The following is a 21,491-nucleotide window of genomic DNA, read 5'->3' as shown; positions in this document are numbered from 1 at the left end:
TGCACTTCTCTAACAGCCTAAGCGAGTCGACGTAGTCCGATCGGTCAGTTGGTCATGAGCGTTCGGTCGAGAGTTGGTGGGACGCGCCGCCCTCGGCCTTCGCCAGCAGGTCACGGAACCGGCCCGCGCCACTCGCCGGGGAGGACCAACCGGAGGACATCTCCACCAGCCGGGTCTCCGGTCGTTCCAACCAGGACAGGATCCGCTCGGACTCCTCGGCGGTGGCGGCCGGCACCGGGCCGTGCCCGCCCGGCACCGTCTCCGCGGTGGCCCGGATGGCGGTCAACGTGGGCCGCGGGTGGACACCCGGCGGCGAGACCCCCGCACCAGCCAGTCGGCCGTGCCGCACCAGCGCCAACTCCCAGCCACCCCGAGCGGCCGGCCGTGCGGCGGCCAGCTCGACGATCCCGGTCAGCGCGGCCAACCGCTGCATCCGGACGGTGGCCCGCAGCACCGCGGCCAGCCGCGACCGCACCACGGCCGCGTCCTCGTAGCGTTGGTCGCGGGAGAGCACGTCGATCCGGGCGAGCAGCGCGTCCACCACCGGCTGGGGGTCGTTGGCGGTGGCGGTGCGGAAGGGCGCGGCGGCGCTGTCGTCGTACTCCTGCGGGGTGATCTTGTGTTCGCAGGGTGCCGGGCAGCGACCCAGCTCGGCCAGCGCGCAGGCCGGCGTGACGGTGCGCAGCGAGAGCCGGTGCGTGCACTGGCGAAGCGGCACCGCGTCGTGGAAGCCGGCGGCGGCCAGCTCCGCGGCGCGCCGGGAGGTGAACGGCCCGAGGTACGCGGTGTCGGTGGGGGAGAGGTCGCGGACGATCGACAGCCGAGGGTACGGACCGTCGGTCAGCTTGAGCCAGACCATCCGCTCCGGGTATTTCGACCGCCGGTTGTACGGCGGGGCGTGCGCGGCGATCAACCGCAGCTCGCGGACCTCCGCCTCCAACGAGTGCGCGCACTCCACCGCCTCGACCCGCTCGGCCGCGGCGAGCATCTCGGAGATCCGCGCCCGCTTCTCCCCGGCGGTGAAGTAGCTGCGCACCCGGGTGGCGATGTCCACGGAGGTGCCCACGTAGAGCGGGCGGTCGTCGGCGGCCCGGAAGATGTAGACACCGGGGACCTTGGGCAGCCCCTCGGCCAGGTGCCGTTTGCGGCGCTGCGTCGGGCTGACCGCCCGGGCGAACTCGATGGCGTCGCCGACCGTGTCCACCCGGTGGCCGCCGAGCCGGCCGATCAGGCCGTGCAGCACGTCGACGGTGGCCTTCGCGTCGTCCAGGGCGCGGTGGGTGGGCTGGGTGGCGGTGCGGAAGTAGGCGGCCAGGGTGCCGAGCTTGCGGTTGGGCACCTCGTCGCGGGTCAGCACCCGGCGGGCCAGCGCGGCCGTGTCCAGCACACGCGGGTTGGGCCAACGGTAGCCGTGCTTGGCGCAGGCGGCCTTCAGGAAACCCACGTCGTACGGGGCGTTGTGGGCCACCAGCACCGCGTCGGCGATGAACTCCAGGAAGCTCGGCAGCACCTGCTCGATCGGCGGCGCCGGCAGCAGCATCGCCTGGGTGATCCCGGTCAGCACGGTGATGAAGGGCGGGATCGGTTGCCCCGGATTGACCAGCGTGGCGAGCACACCCAGTTGCTCACCGCCGCGCACCTTCACCGCGCCGATCTCGGTGATGCCGCCGCCGTCCGGCGCGCCGCCGGTGGTCTCCAGGTCGACCACCACGAAGGTGGTCGCGTAGAGCGGCAGCGCCGGGTCCACCCCACCCACCGCCGGGTCGAGACCAGCGAGGGACTCCTGGACGTACTCCGCCTGTGCCATCGGCGGCACGCTAACGCCCGGGTCCGACACTCCGGTCGCATGCGTCCCACCAGTCACCATGGGGCTAGGATGAGAGATCGGCTCACTCACCGGGCGGTGGGCCCGGTCGCGGTGGGAGACTTGCCACATGCCCCTCGCCGAGCCGCACGACGACCACCTCCCCGAGGAGGATCTGGTCGCGCTCGACGGGGGCCAGGGCAACCCGGACGACAACGTAGTCAACGAGACATCCGACGCATCCGACCCGACGGCCACCGGCGACGGCCCGGCCGTCGAGCCGGAACCGACGCTGCCCGAGCCGGTCCGGCAGCGGATCGTGACGCTGACCGCCGCGGTGCTGCCCACCCTGCCCGCCGACGAGGTGCCGGTGCCGTTGCGCCGGGTGGCCAAGTTCGCCCCCAACCGGCGGGCCCGGCTCGGCGCGCCGGTCATCGCCGCCCAGCTCACCGCCGACCCGCTGTTCCGGCAGCGGGTCACCGCTCGCGTCCTCGCCGACGCCGGCGACCTCGGGGCCGCTGTCGTCGAGGGCACCGCCCCCGCCGCCGCCGACCCGGTCGAGGTCGCCGCCCTGGCCTACCTGGCCCGACCGCGTGGCTGGCGGGAGCTGATCGACGCCAGCGGCGCCGCCGTTCGCGCCGAGGCGGACAGCGCGGTCGTCGCCGAACTGGTCCGTGAGGCCGAACAGCGCGCCACCCGTGCCGAGCACGACCGGGCGGTGGCGCGGGTCGAGGCGGAGAAGCTGCGCGACGAGTTGGCCCGCGTCCGTGAGGAGCTGGGTCAGCTCCGCGAGGAGTCCCGGCAGGTGGCCCGTACCCTGCGGGAGACCCAGGCCCGTGAGCGCAAGGCCACCGAGTTGCTGGCCACCGAGCGCGGCCGCGCCGCGCGGGCCAGCGCGGACGTGGACGCCGAACTACGTCGGGCCCGGGCCCGGTTGGCCGAGGCGGAAGCCGCCGCCGGGGTGGCGCGGGCGAGCGCCAAGGAGGCGCGTTCGGTCGACGACGCCCGGCTCTGGCTGTTGCTGGAGACCATCGGCCAGGCCGCTGTCGGCCTACGCCGGGAGCTGGCGCTCGACCCGGTGGACAAACTCCCCGCCGATTTCGTGGCCGACGCGTTCGCCGAGCAGCCGGGCACCGCCCCGGCCGGCCCGGCCGCACGGGCCCGCGACACCGACGACCCGGCCCGGCTCGACCAGTTGCTCGCCCTGCCCCGGGCACACCTGGTGGTCGACGGCTACAACGTCACCAAGCGCGGCTTCGGCGAGATGTCCCTGGAGCAGCAGCGCAAACGCCTGATCACCGGCCTCGGCGGCATCGCCGCGCAGACCGGCGACGAGGTCACCGTGGTCTTCGACGGCGCCGAGCGGATGCACGGGCTGCCACCCGCGCCGCGCGGCGTGCGGGTGCTCTTCTCCCGCAAGGGCGAGACCGCCGACGAGCTGATCCGGCGGCTGGTCCGTGCCGAGCCGGCGGGGCGCCCGCTGGTGGTGGTCTCCTCGGACCGCGAGGTCGCCGACGGGGTACGCCGGCACGGCGCCTACCCGCTGGGCGCGGACTCCCTGCTGCGGCGACTAGCCCGCTCCTGACCGCAGGCTCCCGGAGCGTGTCGGACCGCGGCGTTAGCATCGCCGCGACCGCCGGGGATGGGAGTCGCAGTGGTGCAGGACGATTTCAGGGTCTTCGTCGACAAGGATCTGCGGGGGGCGCGGTTCAACCGCTCGACAATTGCCGGTGGGGTGATGCGCGGCGTCGATGTGGACGGTCTGGACATCGACGCGCCGTGGCTGGCCGAGGGCACGCTCGTGGTCAACGGCGTCGATGTCGTGCCGCTCGTGGAGGCCGAGCTCAACCGGCGGTTCCCCGGGCGGGAGCTCAGGCAGGCCAAGGACCCGGCCGACCTACGCGCGGGGTGGGCGGCGGTCGAACGGGCCTGGGCGGCGGCGGTCGACCGGGCTCTATCCATGCCCCAGGGTGCGGTCGACGTCTCGGTCGACGGGGAGTGGTCGTTCGCGCAGACGTTGCGCCACCTGGCGTTCGCGGCGGACGCGTGGCTGGGCAAGGCGGTCCTACGCCTGCCGCAGCCGTTCCACCCACTCGGTCAGCCGCACGCCGAGTACGAGACGGACGGCTTCGACATGTCGGTCTTCGCCACGCAGCAGCCGACCTTCGACGCGGTCCTCCAGGTGCGGGCCGAGCGGCAGGCCATGGTGCGCGAATTCCTGGCGACCGTCACACCGGAGTTGCTCGCCGAGTCTCGGCCGAGCGCCTGGTGGCCCGAGCACAATGTGTCCGTCCTGCACTGCCTCCACGTGATCTTCCAGGAGGAGTGGCAGCACCTCCGCTACGCACTGCGTGACCTCGACGCGCAGGGATGAGGGCTCGCTCCTGGACCGGGCGGGCGCTCGGCCGCCAGTCAACCGGTCGGTAGCCGCCGGGCCAGCTCACGACGCAGTGTGGCGGGGCCCGGTAGAAGGCGACGAGAGCCGCGGCGCCCAGTACCGCAAGCACCTTGGCGCGGCGATGGCGGCGTGGGGAGTACCGGAAGTCCACGACGGACGAAGCATCGAGGTCGGCCACCGTCGCTCAGTGCCCGGGTGACCGATCGACCAAACGATGCCCCTTCTCGCTCGGTCGGCACGAGTTCCGTGATGTCGGGCCGTTCCGCGAGGGTGGGATACCCCGATATCGCTGATCTGGAGTGGATCTAGCCCTGAAACGGGCGGTCGGACGGGGTTCCTGTCGTACCCGCTGTTTAATGTCGATGTCACCGACGGTGCTCGGCCGGCGACGACCGGAGTCGCCCCTGTGCCGAGTGCCGATCAGGAGGTGTGATGATCATCGACTGCGATCGGTGCGCGAAGCGGGCCGACGGCTGTTCCGGCTGCCCGCTGACCGCCCTGTTCGACGAGACGTCCCCGGCGGCCGGTCTGGTCGCCGCCGAGGTCGAGGCCATCGAGGTGTTCGCCCGGGCCGGCTTCGACGTGCAGGTGCTGGCTGCGCCCGCGCGCCCCGACGCGGCTCGTCGCCGTTCCACCCGCCGGGTCGCCTGAGCGCGACACCGCACTCGGAAGCACGCTTCTCGCGGGCCATAGGATGAGCGGTCACGGCGGGAGGAGTAGCGCGATGAGCGGGGTACGACGGGCGGTGACGCGGTGACCCCGCGCGGGTGGGCGCTGGTGGCCCTGGCCGGGTTGACCGTCGCGCTGGTCGTGGTCGCCGCGCTGCTCATTCCCTGGCACCGGCCCCCGGCGCCCCGGGCCGACCAGCTCGCAGCGTTGCGGGACCTGCCGGCCGAGCAGGTGGCCAAGGGGCGGGAGTTCCGGGCCGCACTGCGTCCCGGCAGCTACACCGCGCTCGCCGTCGGGCTGCTCGTCGCCCTCGCGCTCGGGCTCACCCCGCTGGGCAGCCGCCTGGTCGAGCTGGTGGGCCGCCCCTTCGGGGGGCATTGGGCCGCGCAGGCCGTGCTCGGTGGGCTGGCCGTGGTGCTCGTCGCCGACCTGGTGACACTTCCGTTCGCCGCGTGGCGGCACAGCGTGCTCACCCGCTACGGCCTGAGCACCAACGGGTGGAGCGGCTGGGCGGTGGACCTGCTGAAGTCGTACGCGGTCAGCGCGGTGATCGGCGCGGTGGCGCTGTTCGGCTTCTACGCGGTCATCCGGCTCGCGCCGCGCTGGTGGTGGGCGTTCGGCGCGGGCGGCGCGGCAGTGCTGGTGGTGCTGCTGTCGTTCGTGCTGCCGGTGCTCGTGGAGCCGGTGTTCAACCGGTTCACGCCGATGGAGCAGGGGCCGTTGCGCACCGAGCTGATCAGCATGGCCGCCCGGGACGGGGTGCCGGTGCGGGACGTGCTGGTCGCCGACGCCTCCCGCCGCACCAAGGCGGTCAACGCGTACGTCTCCGGTCTGGGTCCGACCCGGCGGGTGGTCGTCTACGACACCTTGCTGACCGAGGCGACCCCGGCCGAGGTGACCGCCGTGGTGGCGCACGAGTTGGGGCACGCCAAGGACTCCGACGTGGCGGTCGGCACGCTGACCGGGGCGCTGGGCGCCGCCGCCGCGGTGGTGGCGCTCTACCTGCTCGGCTCGTGGGGGCCGCTGCTGCGGCTGGCCGGCGTCGACTCGGTCGCCCAGCCGAGAGCGTTCCCGTTGCTGTTGGCCCTCGTCACGGTCGCCGGGTTCGTCGCCGCGCCGGTGCAGGCGTTGATGTCGCGGCGGGTGGAGGCGCGGGCCGACGCGCACGCCCTCGCGCTCACCGGCGACCCGGCGGCCTTCGAGTCGATGCAGCGGCGGCTCGGCTCGGTCAACCTGGGCGACCCCGACCCGCCGCGATGGGAATACCTCTACTCGGCCTCGCATCCGTCCACCGTGGAGCGGATGGCCGCCGCCCGCGCGTACGCCCGGGAGGCCGGCCGATGAGCCGCACCCTGCTGATCACCAACGACTTTCCACCCCGTCCGGGCGGCATCCAGTCCTTCGTGCACAACCTCGCGGTGCGCCAACCGGCCGGCTCGGTGGTGGTGTACGCGTCGAACTGGCGGGGGTCTGCGAAGTTCGACGCCGACCAGCCGTTCGAGGTGATCCGGGAGCGCACCCGGGTGCTGTTGCCGACCCCGTTGATCGCCCGCCGGGCGGCGCGGCTGGCTCGCGCGTACGACTGCGACACGGTGTGGTTCGGGGCGGCGGCCCCGTTGGGGCTGCTCGCGGCCGGTCTGCGCCGGCGGGCGGGCGTACGCCGGGTGGTGGCGCAGACCCACGGCCACGAGGTCGGTTGGGCGGCGTTGCCGGCCGCCCGGCCGGCGCTGCGGCGCATCGGTCGGGGGGTGGACGTCACGACCTACCTCGGTGAGTACACCCGCAGCCGGCTGGCCCGGGTGCTGGACGGCGTGACCGAGCTGCGTCAGTTGGCGCCCGGCGTCGACGTGGACACCTACCACCCGACAGTGGATGGCGAGCCGGTCCGGGCTCGGCTCGGGTTGACCGACCGGCCGGTGGTGGTCTGTGTGTCCCGGCTGGTGCCGCGCAAGGGTCAGGACATGCTGATCCGGGCACTGCCGGAGATCCGTCGTCGGGTGCCGGACGCGGCGCTGCTGATCGTCGGTGGCGGCCCGTACCGGGCGACCCTGGAGAAGCTGGCCCGGCAGGCCGGCGTGGAACGGGACGTGGTGTTCACCGGCTCGGTGCCGTCGGTCGAGTTGCCGGCGCACTACGCGGCCGGCGACGTCTACGCGATGCCGTGCCGCACCCGCAACCGTGGGCTCGACGTCGAGGGGCTGGGCATCGTCTACCTGGAGGCCTCCGCGACCGGCCTGCCGGTGGTGGCCGGTGACTCCGGCGGCGCACCGGACGCGGTCCGTGAGGGCGAGACCGGCTATGTCGTCCGTGGCCGGGACGTCGCCCAGCTCGCCGACCGGGTCGCCCGGCTACTCGCGGACCGGGACCTGGCCCGCCAGTTGGGCGCCGCCGGCCGGGCGTGGGTGGAGCGCGAGTGGCGCTGGGAGGCGCAGGCGGACCGGATGGCGGCGCTGCTCGCCGGCTGACGGCTGCCCCGGGGCGCCAGCCGGAGCCTCGGATGGATGTAGGGACCACTCGCTGTTGACTGGCCCCTACATCTCGGGCTCGCCCGCGATCGGATGGATCAGCCGGCGACGGTCACGGTTACCGTTCCGATGACGATCCGATGATCGGAACATGCGCCGCCGCAGCTGGTGGAAATGCTCAGCGAGTCGCCGTCGTAGGCGCCCACAATCTTGTCCTCCCGTACGAAGATCAAATCGATCTTCTTGCCGGGCCCGCACGGACCGGCCGGGGTCCCGTCGTCCTGGGTGTTCTCGCCGTAGCCCACGCAACGCGAATCGCGATCGTCAAGCTCGCGGTGGCTGCCGCTGTTGTTGGGGTTGTTCGCCGTATTGACGGATGACGAATACCACTTGTCCAGACGGTTGTAGCTGGGCTGGGCATTGAAGTCGCCGGCGATGATCACGGTGTCGCCGGCAGCATTGAACGCATCCACGTGAGCGCGGACGGCGTCTAGTTGCTGCTGATTGATCGGGCTGCCCCCGATGGTCTCGCTCGACGTGGTGATATGGGTCGTGCAGAACCGGAGGTGTGGTCGGGCCTCAAGCGGGGCGCACAACAGCTTCCGCTTCTCGACGCGGCCGTCGTCCGGCAGGGCGATGCGGTTGGCCGTGCCCATCGGTGCCTTGCTGAAGAGGGCGATGCCGGACTCCTCTCCACCGCAGCCGGTGTCGTTGGTGCTCTCGAATCGCGAGTAGTTCTCCTCGTCGTCGCCCCAGCCGGACGCGCGGAGATTCGCCTGGATCGCCTTGTACTGCCCCCAGCACAGCTCATTGAGCGCGGCGAGATGCGTCGAGCGGTTCCGGATGGAATTGGAGATCACGTTGATCAAACCGTTGCTGGTGGAACCGCGGTGCATCGTCCAACCCGCCACGTTCCAGGTCCAGACGTTGTAGCTGACGTTGGCGGCTGCCGAGCTGACACCGGCACTCGCCAAGAGGACAGTGAGGACGGTCGCGGCCACCAGGGCGCTCTTCAAGATACGCACATTCACCCCCGTTGATTGGCGTTGGACGAATGTTAACGTCTTCCCGAGTCCTGCATGGACCCGTCCACTCGGAACCGGGAAACTTGCGTATCGGGTCCCAATCCGTGTTCCGCCGGACACGATCAGATGCGTCAACCGAGCCCGGCTCAGGCGGCCGGGTCCTCCCGCCTGAGGGCGTAGCTCGGCACGTACTCCTGGCCGGTCAGCTTCTGGATCGCGGCCATCACCTCGTCGGTGATCGTCCTGATGTCGCGGGGCCCGGTGATCCGATCGGCGACCGGGATGGGCGGGCCGAACCGCAGCGTGACCGGGTGGCGGCGGGGCAGTCGCGCGTCGACCGGCAGCACCTCGGCGGTGCCGAGCACGCCGACCGGGATGATGGGCACCTCGGCGTCGCGGGCCAGTCGGGTCATCCCGACCCGGCCCCGGTAGAGCCGCCCGTCGGGGGAGCGGGTGCCCTCCGGGTAGACGGCGACCAGGCCGCCGGAGCGCAGCACCGGTACGGCGGCGTCGAGGGCGCGCAGGGCGGCCCGCCCGTCGGCGCGGTCGACCCGGATGGCGCCCATGCCGGCGACAATCTGCCGGTTGAGCCAGCCGCCCGGACCGCGACCGGTGAAGTACTCGGCCTTGGCCCAGAAGGTCACGTGGCGGGGTGTCGCGGTGACGAGGAACAGCTCGTCGGCAACGGAGAGGTGATTGCTGGCGAGGATCGCGCCTCCGTGCCGGGGCAGGTGCTCCAGCCCTTCCACGTGGGGCCGCCAGCCGAGCCGCAGCGCGGTGCCGACGGTCAGCTTGGTGAGGTCGTACAGCAGGGGCACGTGTCCTCCGGGGTCGGGGTCAGGCGGGGGTCGGGCCGAGGTGGGCGTCGAGCGTGGCGCGTACCAGGGCGTCGTCGTCGGTGGCGCCGGTGGCCAGCGGCAGGCTGCCCCAGGCCCAGAGCTGGGCGATGCCGTGCAGGTTGGCCCAGAGCGCGCCGGCGAGCACCGGCGCGGGCGCGTCGGTCGGTCGGCGTACCTGGGCCACCAGGTCGGCCAGCACGGCGAACAGCGGGAGGCTCGTCTCCCGCAGCCGTAGCCGGCCACTGTCCAGCAGGTCGTGGCGGAACATCAACTCGAACATGCCGCGATGGGCCGCCGCGAAGTCCAGGTACGTCCGGGCCAGCGCGGTCAGGCGGGTACGCGGGTCCGGGTCGACGTCGCGCATCGTCTTCTCGACGCGGGCGGTGAGATCCGCGAAGCCCTCGCGGGCGATGGCGGAGAGCAGGTCGACGTGGGTCGGGAAGTAGCGGCGCGGCGCGCCGTGCGAGACGCCGGCCCGGCGGGCGATCTCCCGCAGCGACACCGCCGACTGGCCCTCGCGCAGCACCAGGTCCACTCCGACGGCCACCAGTCGCGCCCGCAACCCGGTCTCGTCCACGTCCATAGACACTGTCTACCAGTTGGCCGTAGACGCTGTCTACGCCGCCCGTGATGACCAACCCGGAGCGGTGGCCGGCCAGCGCGGGCGGCCAGCCCAGCGCGGGCCCGGACGGGTCAGCGGATGCGGGCGAGGATGCGGTCGGCAGGGGCCGGGCGGCCGAAGTGCCAGCCCTGGGCGGCGTCGCAGCCGATGGCTCGCAACCGTTCGGCCTGCCCGGCGGTCTCCACCCCCTCGGCGGTGACCGTCAGGTCCAGCGCGTGCGCCAGCGAGACCAGGGAGGCGAGGATCCGCTCGTCGGTACGCCCGACCGACGGCGACCGCAGTCCGGCCACGAACTCCCCGGCCACCTTCAGTTCGGTCACCGGCAGGTCCCGCAGGTACGCCAGGTTGCTGTAGCCGGTGCCGAAGTCGTCGATGGCGATCCGTACCCCGAGGTCGGCCAGCACCCGCAGGGCGCGCACCGGCTCCTTCGCGGTGCTCATCATCGTGCTCTCGGTGATCTCCAGTTGCAGCCGCTCCGGTGGCAGGCCGGTCTGCCGCAGCAGAGCGCGGACCTCCTGCACCAGGCCGGGCCGGTGCACCTGGCGCACCGCCAGGTTGACGCTGACGAACGGTGCCGTCGCGCCACCGGCCGACCAGGCCTCCGCCTCGCGGCACGCCTCGGCCAGCACCCACCCGCCGAGCTGCACGATCAGGCCGGTCTCCTCGGCCAACCCGATGAAGCTGTCCGGCCGCAGCACCCCCAGCTCCGGGTGACGCCAGCGGACCAGCGCCTCGACGCCGATCAGGCTGCCGTCGCGCAGTGAGGTCAGCGGCTGGTAGTCGAGGTAGAACTCGCCCCGCTCCAGGGCGGCCGGGATGGCGGCGGAGAGCGCGTAGCGGGCCAGTTCACGTTGGTTGCGCTCGGCGTCGTAGAGCGCCCAACGTGCCCCACCGGCGGCCTTCGCCCAGTGCAGGGTGCTGTCGGCGGCCCGCATCAGGTCACTGGGGTTGGCCCCGGCGACCTGACGCTCGACGATGCCGATGCTCGCCGAGATCTGCAGGTCGTGCCCGTCGACCAGGGCCGGTGTCCGGATCGCGGCCAGCGCGGTCTCGGCCACCGTCACCATCGCGTCGGTGCCGCCGCTGCGCTCCACCAGGATCACGAACTCGTCCCCGCCGAGGCGGGCCACCAGGTCCTCACCCATGGCCTTGGACAACCGTTCGGCCACCGTGACCAGCAGTTGGTCGCCCACCTGGTGCCCCAGGGTGTCGTTCACGACCTTGAAGCGGTCCAGGTCCAGGAAGCACACCCCGACGCGTTGCGCTCCCCGACCCGGCTCGTTCAGCGCGGCGGCGAGCCGCTCGGTGAACAGCGTCCGGTTGGGCAGGCCGGTGAGCGGGTCGTGGGTGGCCTGGTGGCGGAACCGGGCCTCGCTTGCCCGCAGCGCCCTCTCGGCCTGCGTACGGGCCCTCATCGCGGCCCGGCGGATGGACTCCTGCTCGTCGAGCGTCCGGTCGCGCAGCGCGCGGGCGTAGCCGGTCGCCACGGCGGCGAGCAGCCGGGCCATCCGGTCCTCGACGTCCTCGGCCACCAGACCCAGGTCGCGCACCAGGCGGAGCTGGATGACCTCGACGGTACGGCCGAGACCCTCCGCCGAGGCGATGTGCGCGGCGACCAACTCGGCACCGACCCGGTGCCCGGCACGCAGGTCGAACGGCTCGGTCAGCAACGCGCCGGCCAGTTGCCCGGTGAGCCGGTCCAGGAGGGTTTCCAGCTGGGCCTGCGTCATCGGCAGGTAGCTGGTCCCGGAGACCGCCTTCGCCCAGGCACGAGCGAACGTGCCCGGGTGGGAGGTCACCGCGGGCGGCTCAGCCACCGAGCCGCCCGACGCCGCCCATGAAGACCGCGCGCTCGGCGTCCTCCGCGCTCTCCGGGGTGTCCGGTCGCCACTCGGGCACCCAGACCACGCCGGGATCGAGCAGCTCGAACCCGTCGAAGAGCGCGGTCAGCTCGGCGCGGCTGCGCACCCACAGCGGGCTGTCGGTGCGCCGGTAGACCCGCTCGGCCTCGGCGCGTTCGTCGTCGCTGCGCCCGTCGTCGCTGGCCTGCGACAGCACCAGGTAGCTGCCGGGCGCCAACGCGTCCCGTAGCGTCCGCAGCAGCTCCGCCGGCCGGTCGTCGTCGGAGACGAAGTGCAGGACGGCCACGACCATCACGGCCACCGGTTGGCTCAGGTCGAGCAGCTTGCGGACGTCCGGGTGGGCCAGGATCGCCTCCGGGCGCCGCAGGTCCTCCTGCACGACCACCGCCCGTTCGTTGCCGGCGAGGATCTCGCGGCTGTGCGCCACCGCCACCGGGTCGACGTCCACGTAGACCACCCGCGACTGCGGGTCGAGCCGCTGGGCGATCTCGTGCACGTTGCCGACGGTCGGGATGCCCGAACCGATGTCCAGGAACTGCCGGATCCCGGCCTCGGCGAGGTGGTGCACGGCCCGGCGCAGGAACGCCCGGTTGGCCTGTGCCATCAGCGGTGCCTCGGGCACCGCCGCGACCATCGCCTGCGCCGCGGCCCGGTCGGCGGCGAAGTTGTGCGAACCACCGAGGTAGTAGTCGTACATCCGCGCGACGCTCGGGCGCTCGATGTCGATGGTGTCGGGTGCCCAGTCCGGCCGCTGCATGCGTCAACCCCTCGAGTCCTCGACGTGGGCGTCGTCGCCCGCGCGGGTATTGTGCACCCGCCAGGCACGCCAGACCATAGCGCGCCGGAGGTTGCCCGCCGACGTCGGTCGATGCGCGACGGTCCGCGCCGGGCCGAAGCTGGCGCGGACCATCGGCCGCGACGTCCCGCTCGACGAGCGGGGACAGGTCAGAACTTGGGCGCGTCCGGTGCCTCGAGCAGGCCGAGTCGGAGCGCGGTCATCAGGGCCTGAGCCCGGTTGGCCGCGCCGAGCTTCTCGTAGAGCTTCGAGATGTGCGTCTTGGCCGTGGACTCGCTGACGAACAGCTGCTTGGCGATGCCCGCCACGCTCATCCCGTCAGCGAGCAACCGCAGCACCTGCCCCTCCCGGGGCGACAACTGCGGGCCGGACGGGGCGAGCCGACGCTTCATCGCCTCGGCCAGGTCGGCGGCGGTGAACGCGCTGGGGGACGAGGCGGCGTGCCGCGCGGCGGCCACCACCTCGTCGGCCGGGGCGGTCTTCGGCACGAAGGCGCTCGCACCGGCCTCCAGGGCGCCGAAGAGCTGGTCGTCGCCGGCGTACATGGTCAGCACCACGATGCCCATCGACGCGCTGGACTTGCGCAGCGCGCGGGTGGCCTCCAGGCCGCTGCCGTCGGGCAGCCGCAGATCCATGATCACCACGTCCGGCTGCAGGGCGCCGGCCTGGCGTACACCCTCGGCCGCCGTGGCCGCCTCACCGACGACCTCGAACTGGCGGTCGCGCTCGAAGGCGTGCCGCAGGCCCTTGCGAATCAGGTCGTGATCGTCGACAAGGAGGACCTTGGTGCGGGTGGCCGGTGTCGGACTTGTGGTCATCCTCGGGTTACTCCCCTTCTGGTGCTGCGCTGTCGCGCACGTTGTCGCGCCGGGACGAGGAACCGAGAACCACCGCCACGGTCGTGCCGCTCGGTTGCCGCGGCCTGATCTCCAACCGGCCCCGGATACGTTCCGCCCTCTCGGCCATGATCGCAAGACCGTACCGTCCGTCGGGGCGCTGGTCAGCCATCCCCTGACCGTCATCCGACACTTCTATTTGTGCATACGGGGGGTCGACCTCACACGTGACCCACAAATTCGAGGCTCCGGCGTGCTTGCGCGCGTTGGTCACCGCCTCCTGCGCGATGCGCAGCAACTCGGCCTCGGTGGCCGCCGGCAGCCGAGCGGTGGACTCGTCCAACGAGAGGTGCACCCGCAACCCGCCGGACGCGCCCACGGTGCGGGCGTACTCGGCGATCGCCGCGGCCAGCCCACCCTGCCGGTCCACCTCGCTGCGCAGCTCGAAGAGGCTCAACCGCAGCTCCTGGATCACCCGGGTCACCTCGGCGCGCAGCGTACGCAGGGCCTCGGCGGTCTCGTCCGCGTCGTCGAAGACGGTGGCCATGGCGTTGTCGATGCCGTAGCCGACCATCACCAACTCCTGTGCCACCCCGTCGTGGATCTCCCGGGCCAGCCGCTGCCGCTCCTCGTTGGTGGCCAGCGAACGGACCTCGTCGAACAGCAGCGCCGCCTCCAGCCGCAGCGCGGCCGGGCGGGTCAGCGCGGTCACCCGGGACACCACCGGCGGCGGGTACGCCTGCGCGGCGTCCGCCTCCAGCACCACCAGTCCCACCGTGCGTACCCCGGCGACCAGCGGGACGATCAGCGCGGACACGTCACCGCCACGGTGCGAGCGCGACTGTGACCGCGCGGCCGTCGTGGCCTGCTGGCTGGCCCAGGCGTCGGCGATCGCCGAGTCCGCGTCCAACGTCGTCTCCCAGTCCACCCGGTCGACGCCGGCCTGGGCGAGCACCACGAGCCGGCCGCCGCCACTGGCCGACAGCACCGCGCCCCGGTCGGCCTGGGCCACCGTGCGCAACTCCTCCAGCAGGTGCTCGGAGATGCCTCCCGGGTCGAGGGTGGCGCCGGGCAACTGCCGGGCCACCGTCCGCAGCTGGGTCAGCAGTCGGGTGGCCTCGGCGTACGGCTGGGGTTTGCCCTCGCCGCGGACCGCCATCACCCGGTGCAGGGTGCCGGCGGCGTAGAGCCCGAGCGCCGCCAGGATCAGCCACTGCGCGCAGACCGCGAGGTAACCCGGCTGGCCGAGCTGGATTCCTCCGCCGACCCGGGTCAGGGCGCCGCTGGCCAGCAGAGTGGCGGCGGTGACCGCGAGCAGGGCGGTGCCCTCACGAAAGCGTCGGCGCAGCGCGGTGACGGTCACCGGGACCGCCAGGTAGGGCAGTATCGCCGAGGCGCCGAGCCCGCCGACCGTGCCGCCGATCGACGCGACCGCCGCCACGTGGCTCGCGGCCAGACCCAGCACCACCACCTCCGCCACCCTGCTCAGCGGCGCGATCAGCCGGTGCTGGGGGGCCAGCAGGGACGGCAGCCCGGCCACCGCCAGCAAGGCGATCCACCACAGCTGGGCGACGTCGCGGGTGGCGAACAGGGTCAGGACGGCGATCAGCGCCAGCATCACCAGGCGAGCGGCCGCGGCGAGGGGATGCGGGTGTGGTGCGGTGGCTGTGGATGCGGGCACGTGACGGATGGTAGTCAGCCTCGGTAGATATCGGCGATCTCCGCCGCGTACGTCTTGTGGACAACCTGGCGCTTGACCTTGAGCGACGGGGTCAACTCGCCGGTCGCCTCGGTGAAGTCGTGGGGCAGGACCCGGAACACCTTGATCGCCTCGGCCTTGGAGACGGCCTGGTTCGCGGTGTCGATCGCGGCCTGGATCTCGCTGCGCAGGCCCTCGTGCTCACGCAGTTGCTCGACGGAGGTGTCGGCGGGCAGGCCGGTGCCCTCCAGCCAGGTCGGCAGCGCCTCCTCGTCGACCGTGACGAGTGCCGCGATGAACGGTTTGCCGTCACCGACCACGACACACTGGCTGATCAACGGGTGCGCCCGGACCAGGTCCTCCAGCACCGCCGGGGCGACGTTCTTGCCGCCGGCGGTGACGATCAGCTCCTTCTTGCGGCCGGTGATGCTCAGGTAGCCGTCCGAGTCGAGGTTGCCCAGGTCACCGGTGCGGAACCAGCCGTCGGCGCTGATCGTCTCGGCGGTCGCCGTCTCGTTGCGCCAGTAACCCTGGAAGACCAGCTCGCCGGAGATCAGGATCTCGCCGTCGTCCTCGATGCGGACGGTCACTCCGGGCAGCGGGCGACCGACGGTGCCGATCCGGGTGCCGGTGGGGAGGTTCGCCGCGGCGGCGGGCGAGGTCTCGGTGAGGCCGTAGCCCTCCAGGACCGTCACGCCGATACCGCGGAAGAAGTGCCCGAGCCGCGCGCCGAGCGGCGCGCCGCCGGAGATCGCGTCCCGGCACCGCCCGCCGAGCGCGGCGCGCAGCTTGCGGTAGACCAACCGGTCGAAGACCACGTGCTGGGCGCGCAGCGCCAGGCCAGGTCCGCCCGGGGTCTCCAGGGCCTCGCTGTACGCGATGGCGACCTGCTCCGCGCGGGCGAAGATGCCGCCCTTGCCGTCCGCCTCGGCCTTCTGCTTGGCCGCGTTGTAGACCTTCTCGAACACCCGGGGTACGGAGAGCACGAAGGTCGGCCGGAACGCCTGCAGCTCGGCGACCAGGTTCTTGGTGTCGGCGCAGTGGGCCATGGTGGCGCGCGCCTGCACGACGCCGATCTGGATCAGCCGGGCGAAGGCATGCGCCAGGGGGAGGAACAGCAGGGTGGTCGCGCCGGCGTTGAAGAGGTTCGGCAGCACCGGCACCGCGTTGGCGATGTCGGCGTACATGTTGCGGTGGGTGAGCACACAGCCCTTGGGTCGGCCGGTGGTGCCGCTGGTGTAGATGATCGTGGCCAGGTCGCCGGCGCGGACGGCCCTGCGTCGCCGCTCCACCTCGGCCAGCTCGACCTCGGCGCCGGTCGCGACCAGCTCGTCGACCGCGCCGCCGTCGATCTGCCAGACGTGGTCGAGCTCGGGCAGTCGGTGCCGGACACCGGCGACCAGGGCGGCGTGCGCCTCCGTCTCCACGAGGACGCCTACCGCGTTGGAATCCTCGAGGATCCAGGCGGCCTGTTCGGCGCTGGACGTCTCGTAGATCGGCACGGTGACCGCGCCGACGGCCCAGATGGCGTAGTCCAGCAGCGTCCACTCGTAGCGGGTGCGGCTCATCAGGCCGACCCGGACGCCCGGCTCGATGCCGGCGGCGACCAGCCCGCGGGCCACGGCGGCCACCTCGTCGCGGAACTGGAGGCAGGTCACCTCGGTCCAGGTGGTGACGGAGCCGTCGGCGCCCGGGACGGGGCGGGCGAACTGGACGGCGTCGGGCGCGACCTCGGCGTTGTCCCAGACCGGATCGGTGAGGTTGGCCGAGTCGCCAACGGTGACGATCGGCGGGACGGAGAACTCGCGCACCTGCACTCCTTCGTGCTCGCACTGGCCGGGCCGGACGCCACGGTGGGCGTCGGCTGTGTCGAAACCTACCCGGTGAGCTAGGGCACCCTGTTAACGGCCAGCGTGTCCGGGCCCGCTGGTCGCCGGGGGCGGCGCGGCGTGCTGGCGGTACGCGCCGGGTAGCCTCCCCCCCATGGCGGACTCCTCCACCCAGTCGATCATCATCGGCGCCGCACCGGAACGGGTGACGGCGGTCATCTGCGACTTCGCGCGCTACCCCGAGTGGACCGACGCGGTGCGCCGCGCCGAGGTCGTCGAGGAGTACGAGGACGGCTACGCCAGCCAGGTGCGCTTCACCATCGACGCCGGGGTGATGGCCGACGAGTACGTGCTCGCCTACGAGTACGCCGAGGACCTGTCCCGGATCGAGTGGCACCTGGTCGCCCCCTCGAAGATGCAGAAGAGCCAGCGCGGTTCGTACGACCTGGTGGGCAACCCGGACGGCAGCACCACGGTGACCTACACGTTGGAGGTCGACCTGTCGGTGGGGATGCTCGGGATGTTTCGGCGCAAAGCCGAGAAGATGATCATGGATACCGCGTTGAAGCAGCTCAAGCGCCGGGTAGAAGCAACCGGTGCGGCGCAGTGACGTGTCCGGTGGCACGGTAGAGGAGCCGAGGGTGGGCGGAACGGATCCGGGTTCGGCCCGGGAAGAGGCGGAACGGTTGGTCGCCACCCTGCTCGCGGGGGTGCGACTGGCGTCCGCAGGCTCGGCGGGCGGCGGGTTCGGCTCGCTGGGCGGGGTGCTGGCCGGTGTCCTCGGTCACAGCGCCGGTCCGGACGGGCGTCCCGGCCCCGGTGGTGCTTTCGCCACCGGATCGCCCGAATGCTGCGTCTGCCCGGTCTGTCGGGGCATCGCCGCGTTGCGAGACCCGAGTCCGGAATTCGCCGAACGTCTCGCGACCGGCGCCGGTGACCTCGCGGCGGGTGTCGCCAGCCTGCTCCGCGCGTTCTCCCCAGCGGATTCGCCCACGACGAGCCCCTCCGGGCCGGCCGCCGAACCACGTAGCCGGACAGCGCCGGAACCCGCCGTGAGCACCGACGACGTGCTGCCGGAGCCAGCCGGGCACGAGCCGTCCACCGCAGCCGCCGACGAGCACGTGTGGCGCGATGCCACCCGCACCGGGCATGATTCTCAGCCGGCGCCGGAACGGGATGTCTGGTCGGTCGCCACCCGGACGGCGGATCCTCTCGCCCCGGCCGCCGCACCACCCGTCGACGAGGCCGGGTCGGCGACCGTACCGGCACCGACCAACCGTCCCGTGGTGCCCGCCTCGCGGGCGCCCGACCACTCCGACGCGGAAGCATCGGGCGACGGCGCCTGAGGCGCGGGACATCCCGACCCGGACCGGCACGCCGCCGGGGCGCGGGCCGGACAGCAGCAGAGGGGGGCGGCAGCGGTGACGCTGACCATCGGAGTCGACGTCGGTGGCACGAAGGTGGCCGGCGGTGTCGTGGACGAGACCGGCACGGTCCTCGTGCAGACCCGACGGGACACTCCCGCCGATGACGTCGGCAAGACCCGCGACGTCATCATCGAGCTGGTCGGAGAGCTGGCCGCCGGCCGGACGATCGAGGCCGTCGGCATCGGCGCGGCCGGCTGGATCGACGCCAGTCGGTCGACCGTGCTCTTCGCCCCCAACCTGGCCTGGCGCGACGAACCGCTGCGCGAGTACGTCGGCAAGGCCATCGGGCTTCCCGTGATCGTGGAGAACGACGGGAACGTGGCCGCCTGGGCCGAGTTCCGGTACGGCGCGGCCCGCGCCGCCGACGACTCCATGATCATGTTCACCATCGGCACCGGTGTGGGCGGCGGGATCGTCCTCGGCGGTGAGCTGATGCGGGGCGCGCACGGCATCGCCGCCGAACTGGGCCACATGCTGGCCGTTCCCGACGGACACCAGTGCGGCTGCGGCCGGCTGGGTTGCATCGAGCAGTACGCCAGCGGCAGCGCCCTCGTCCGCTTCGCCCGTGCCGGTGCCCGGCAGGAGCCCAACCGGGCCACCGCGCTGCTGGAGCTGGCCGGCGGTGAGGCCGAGGCGATCACCGGTCCGATGGTGACCGCCGCCGCGCAGGGCGGCGACCCGATCTCCGCCGAGGCGTTCGCGCAGATCGGCCGGTGGCTGGGCACCAGCCTCGCCGACATGGCGCAGATCCTCGACCCGCAGACCCTGGTGGTCGGCGGCGGTGTGATCGACGCCGGTGACCTGCTGCTCGGCCCGACGCGCCGCTCGTACGTCGACGCGCTCGCCCAGCGTGGTCGCCTGCCGGTGGCCGAGGTGCTCCCGGCGGAGCTGGGCAACAGCGCGGGCGTCATCGGCGCCGCCGACCTGGCCCGCCGGATCTGAGGCGGTCCACCGATGGGCGTACCGCTGCGGGTGGTGTCGTACAACATCCACAGCCAGCGCGACGACACCGCCGCGCTGGCAGCGGTGGTCCGCGCGGCGAGGCCGGACGTGGTGATCGTGCAGGAGGGGCCGCGCCGGTTCCGGTGGCGGCAGAAGTCCGCCACGTTGGCCGAGTCGTTCGGCCTGGTGGTGGCCGCCGGCGGGCTACCGGCGCTGGGCAACCTGCTGTTGACCAACCTGCGGGTCCAGGTGGGGAACACCCGGTGTCAGCGCTTCCCGCTCACCCCCGGCCGGCACCTGCGCGGCGCCGCGTACGCCGACTGCCGGGTGGCCGGCGCCCGGTTCACCCTCGCCGGCTCGCACCTGTCCACCGATCCCGCCGAGCGACCGGCCCAGGCCGCCGAGTTCAAGCGGGGCTTGGACGCGGCGACCAGCCCGGTGCTGGCCGGGGCGGACCTCAACGAGGGTCCGGACGGGTCGGCCTGGGCGACCGTGTCACGCGGGTTGACCGACGCCGCGGTGGCGGCCGACCGGGAGGACCGGCTCACCTACTCCTGTCACGAACCGCGCCGGCGCATCGACGCGCTCTTCGTCGACCCGCGGATCACCGTGGTCGACTACGACGTGGTGGACACCCCGCAGACCCGGCGCGCCAGCGACCACTTCCCGGTCCTGGTCGACCTGCTGCTGCCCGGCACCGACTGACCCCGGCGTCGGCTCGACCGTCGATCTCCGCGCGGTAGGACTGGACATCCGGCTTCGTTGTGGAGAGGATTTCGCGGCGACCGGCACGCCTGCCGTACCAAAAGGAGATGTTTCGGTGTCCACCTCCACCGACCGCGGCCGGCCCGATCCGGAGGCGACCCCGTCCGCGCTGAACAGCGACGGTCGCCCGCTCTCCGACCGGGGCGACACGGTCTGCGTCATCGGGGCCGGCGCCAGCGGTCTGACGGCCATCAAGAACCTGCGCGAACACGGCTTCGGCGTCGACTGTTACGAGCGGGAGACAGGCGTCGGCGGCGCCTGGAACTGGCGGCACGACCGCAGTCCGGTGTACGCCAGCACCCACCTGATCTCGTCGAAGCCGTTCACCCAGTTCCCGGACTTCCCGATGCCGGACTCCTGGCCGGACTACCCGCACCACAGTCAGCTGCTGTCCTACTTCGAGCGGTACGCCGACCACTTCGACCTGCGCTCGCACATCTGGTTCGGCACCGAGGTGGTCCGGGTCGAACCCGCCCCGGGGGAGCGGTGGGACGTGACCACCCGCTCCACCGGCGGGTACGGCCCGGAGCGCACCTCCCGGTACGCCGCCGTGGTGATCGCCAACGGGCACAACTGGTCGCCGAAGCTGCCCCGCTACGAAGGGCTGGAGGAGTTCCGGGGCGAGATCATGCACGCGTCGTCCTACAAGGACCCGGCGCAGCTGCGCGGCAAGCGGGTGCTGGTGGTCGGTGCCGGCAACACCGGGTGCGACATCGCCGTCGAGGCCGCCCAGCAGGCCTCACGCTGCTGGCACTCCACCCGGCGCGGCTACTGGTACGCGCCGAAGTTCGTGCTGGGTCGACCCGCCGACCAGGTGAACGACAGCCTGCTGGCACTGCGGGTGCCACTGCGGGTTCGGCAGTGGCTCTACCACTGGACGATGCGGCTGACCGTCGGCGACCTGACCCGCTTCGGCCTGCCCAAACCGGACCACCGGGTGTACGAGACGCACCCGATCGCCAACAGCCAGCTCGTCTACTACGTGGGCCACGGCGGGATCGGTCCGGTGCCGGACATCGCCCGCTTCCACCCGTACGCCGTGGAGTTGGCCGACGGCCGCGAGATCGACCCGGAGGTGGTCATCTTCGCCACCGGCTACCTGCCGCGCTTCGAGTTCCTCGACGCCTCGGTGTTCTCCGACAGCGCGGGGGCGGGTCGCCCCACCCTGTGGCTCAACGCGTTCACGCCGGGCCACCCGACGCTCGCGGTCGCCGGCCTGGTGCAGCCGGATTCCGGGTTGTTCACCCTGTCGCACTGGCAGACGGTGCTCTTCGCCCGGGTGCTCCAGGCCCGCCGGGACCGGCCGCAGCGGGCCGCGGCGTTCGCCCAGCGGGTGCGGGAACGGGCCGGGGAGCGCTACTCCGGGCAGGTCAAGGAGAGCAGCCGGCACTGGTTCGAGGTCGGTCACGCCGACTACCTGCGCGCCGTCCAGCGCGCCCTAGTCGACCTGGAGGGCAAGTGAGCGGCCGGCCGCGCAGTCGCGAGCGAGAGGCGGAGCAGTGACCGAGCTGCG

Annotated in this window: 19 protein-coding genes; 10 read left to right on the top strand and 9 right to left on the bottom strand. The window is 72.6% G+C overall.

Annotated features, from left to right (window positions below):
- Positions 1–52: 52 nt before the first annotated feature.
- A complete protein-coding gene (locus tag O7614_RS24800) occupies positions 53–1,807 on the bottom strand; it encodes a DEDD exonuclease domain-containing protein (protein WP_278140850.1) in 1,755 nt (584 codons plus the stop codon).
- A gap of 127 nt (positions 1,808–1,934) precedes the next feature.
- Between O7614_RS24800 and O7614_RS24795 the strand changes: the two genes are divergently transcribed.
- From O7614_RS24795 to O7614_RS24775, 5 genes are all read left to right on the top strand, one after another.
- Positions 1,935–3,389, top strand: coding sequence for an NYN domain-containing protein (locus tag O7614_RS24795; RefSeq protein ID WP_278140849.1), 1,455 nt, complete (start codon positions 1,935–1,937; stop codon positions 3,387–3,389).
- Between the two features lie 72 nt (positions 3,390–3,461).
- Complete coding sequence (locus O7614_RS24790; RefSeq protein WP_278140848.1) at positions 3,462–4,178, top strand: DinB family protein; 717 nt, start codon at positions 3,462–3,464, stop codon at positions 4,176–4,178.
- Between the two features lie 456 nt (positions 4,179–4,634).
- Positions 4,635–4,853, top strand: coding sequence for a hypothetical protein (locus O7614_RS24785; protein WP_278140847.1), 219 nt, complete (start codon positions 4,635–4,637; stop codon positions 4,851–4,853).
- 102 nt (positions 4,854–4,955) lie between these two features.
- A complete protein-coding gene (locus O7614_RS24780) occupies positions 4,956–6,215 on the top strand; it encodes a M48 family metallopeptidase (protein WP_278140846.1) in 1,260 nt (419 codons plus the stop codon).
- Entirely contained in the window at positions 6,212–7,336 is a 1,125-nt protein-coding gene (locus O7614_RS24775; protein WP_278140845.1) for a glycosyltransferase family 4 protein, read from the top strand. Before O7614_RS24780 ends, O7614_RS24775 begins: the two co-directional genes overlap by 4 nt.
- A gap of 98 nt (positions 7,337–7,434) precedes the next feature.
- On the opposite strand, the gene O7614_RS24770 is transcribed toward O7614_RS24775, so the two are convergent.
- From O7614_RS24770 to O7614_RS24735, 8 genes are all read right to left on the bottom strand, one after another.
- Positions 7,435–8,310: an endonuclease/exonuclease/phosphatase family protein gene (locus tag O7614_RS24770; protein ID WP_278142370.1), complete on the bottom strand. Its 876-nt coding sequence runs from the start codon at positions 8,308–8,310 to the stop codon at positions 7,435–7,437.
- A 197-nt stretch (positions 8,311–8,507) separates the two neighbouring features.
- Positions 8,508–9,179 carry a lysophospholipid acyltransferase family protein gene (locus O7614_RS24765; protein WP_278140844.1) on the bottom strand — a complete coding sequence of 224 codons (672 nt, stop codon included), beginning with the start codon at positions 9,177–9,179 and terminating at the stop codon, positions 8,508–8,510.
- Positions 9,180–9,198: 19 nt separating this feature from the next.
- Positions 9,199–9,783: a TetR/AcrR family transcriptional regulator gene (locus tag O7614_RS24760; RefSeq protein ID WP_278140843.1), complete on the bottom strand. Its 585-nt coding sequence runs from the start codon at positions 9,781–9,783 to the stop codon at positions 9,199–9,201.
- Between the two features lie 110 nt (positions 9,784–9,893).
- Entirely contained in the window at positions 9,894–11,552 is a 1,659-nt protein-coding gene (locus O7614_RS24755; RefSeq protein WP_278142369.1) for a bifunctional diguanylate cyclase/phosphodiesterase, read from the bottom strand.
- A 79-nt stretch (positions 11,553–11,631) separates the two neighbouring features.
- Positions 11,632–12,441 (bottom strand): SAM-dependent methyltransferase, encoded by an 810-nt coding sequence (locus O7614_RS24750; protein ID WP_278140842.1) that lies wholly within the window; start codon positions 12,439–12,441, stop codon positions 11,632–11,634.
- Between the two features lie 188 nt (positions 12,442–12,629).
- Entirely contained in the window at positions 12,630–13,298 is a 669-nt protein-coding gene (locus tag O7614_RS24745) for a response regulator transcription factor (protein WP_007072219.1), read from the bottom strand.
- A gap of 7 nt (positions 13,299–13,305) precedes the next feature.
- Positions 13,306–14,997: a GAF domain-containing sensor histidine kinase gene (locus tag O7614_RS24740; protein WP_278140841.1), complete on the bottom strand. Its 1,692-nt coding sequence runs from the start codon at positions 14,995–14,997 to the stop codon at positions 13,306–13,308.
- A gap of 14 nt (positions 14,998–15,011) precedes the next feature.
- A complete protein-coding gene (locus O7614_RS24735) occupies positions 15,012–16,826 on the bottom strand; it encodes an AMP-dependent synthetase/ligase (protein WP_278140840.1) in 1,815 nt (604 codons plus the stop codon).
- 172 nt (positions 16,827–16,998) lie between these two features.
- On the opposite strand from O7614_RS24735, the gene O7614_RS24730 reads away from it, so the two are divergent.
- The 5 genes from O7614_RS24730 to O7614_RS24710 all read left to right on the top strand — a co-directional run bounded on the left by O7614_RS24730 (position 16,999) and on the right by O7614_RS24710 (position 21,440).
- A complete protein-coding gene (locus tag O7614_RS24730; protein ID WP_088988357.1) occupies positions 16,999–17,454 on the top strand; it encodes an SRPBCC family protein in 456 nt (151 codons plus the stop codon).
- 31 nt (positions 17,455–17,485) lie between these two features.
- Entirely contained in the window at positions 17,486–18,190 is a 705-nt protein-coding gene (locus O7614_RS24725) for a hypothetical protein (protein ID WP_278140839.1), read from the top strand.
- 75 nt (positions 18,191–18,265) lie between these two features.
- Positions 18,266–19,213, top strand: coding sequence for an ROK family glucokinase (locus O7614_RS24720; RefSeq protein ID WP_278140838.1), 948 nt, complete (start codon positions 18,266–18,268; stop codon positions 19,211–19,213).
- Positions 19,214–19,225: 12 nt separating this feature from the next.
- Positions 19,226–19,918, top strand: coding sequence for an endonuclease/exonuclease/phosphatase family protein (locus O7614_RS24715; protein ID WP_278140837.1), 693 nt, complete (start codon positions 19,226–19,228; stop codon positions 19,916–19,918).
- Between the two features lie 115 nt (positions 19,919–20,033).
- On the top strand, positions 20,034–21,440 hold the full coding sequence (locus O7614_RS24710; RefSeq protein WP_278140836.1) for an NAD(P)-binding domain-containing protein: 1,407 nt from the start codon (positions 20,034–20,036) through the stop codon (positions 21,438–21,440).
- The last annotated feature ends 51 nt before the right edge of the window (positions 21,441–21,491 follow it).

The sequence above is a fragment of the Micromonospora sp. WMMD961 genome, from assembly GCF_029626145.1.
Lineage (GTDB): Bacteria > Actinomycetota > Actinomycetes > Mycobacteriales > Micromonosporaceae > Micromonospora.
This window is presented reverse-complemented; position numbering and strand designations above follow the sequence as displayed.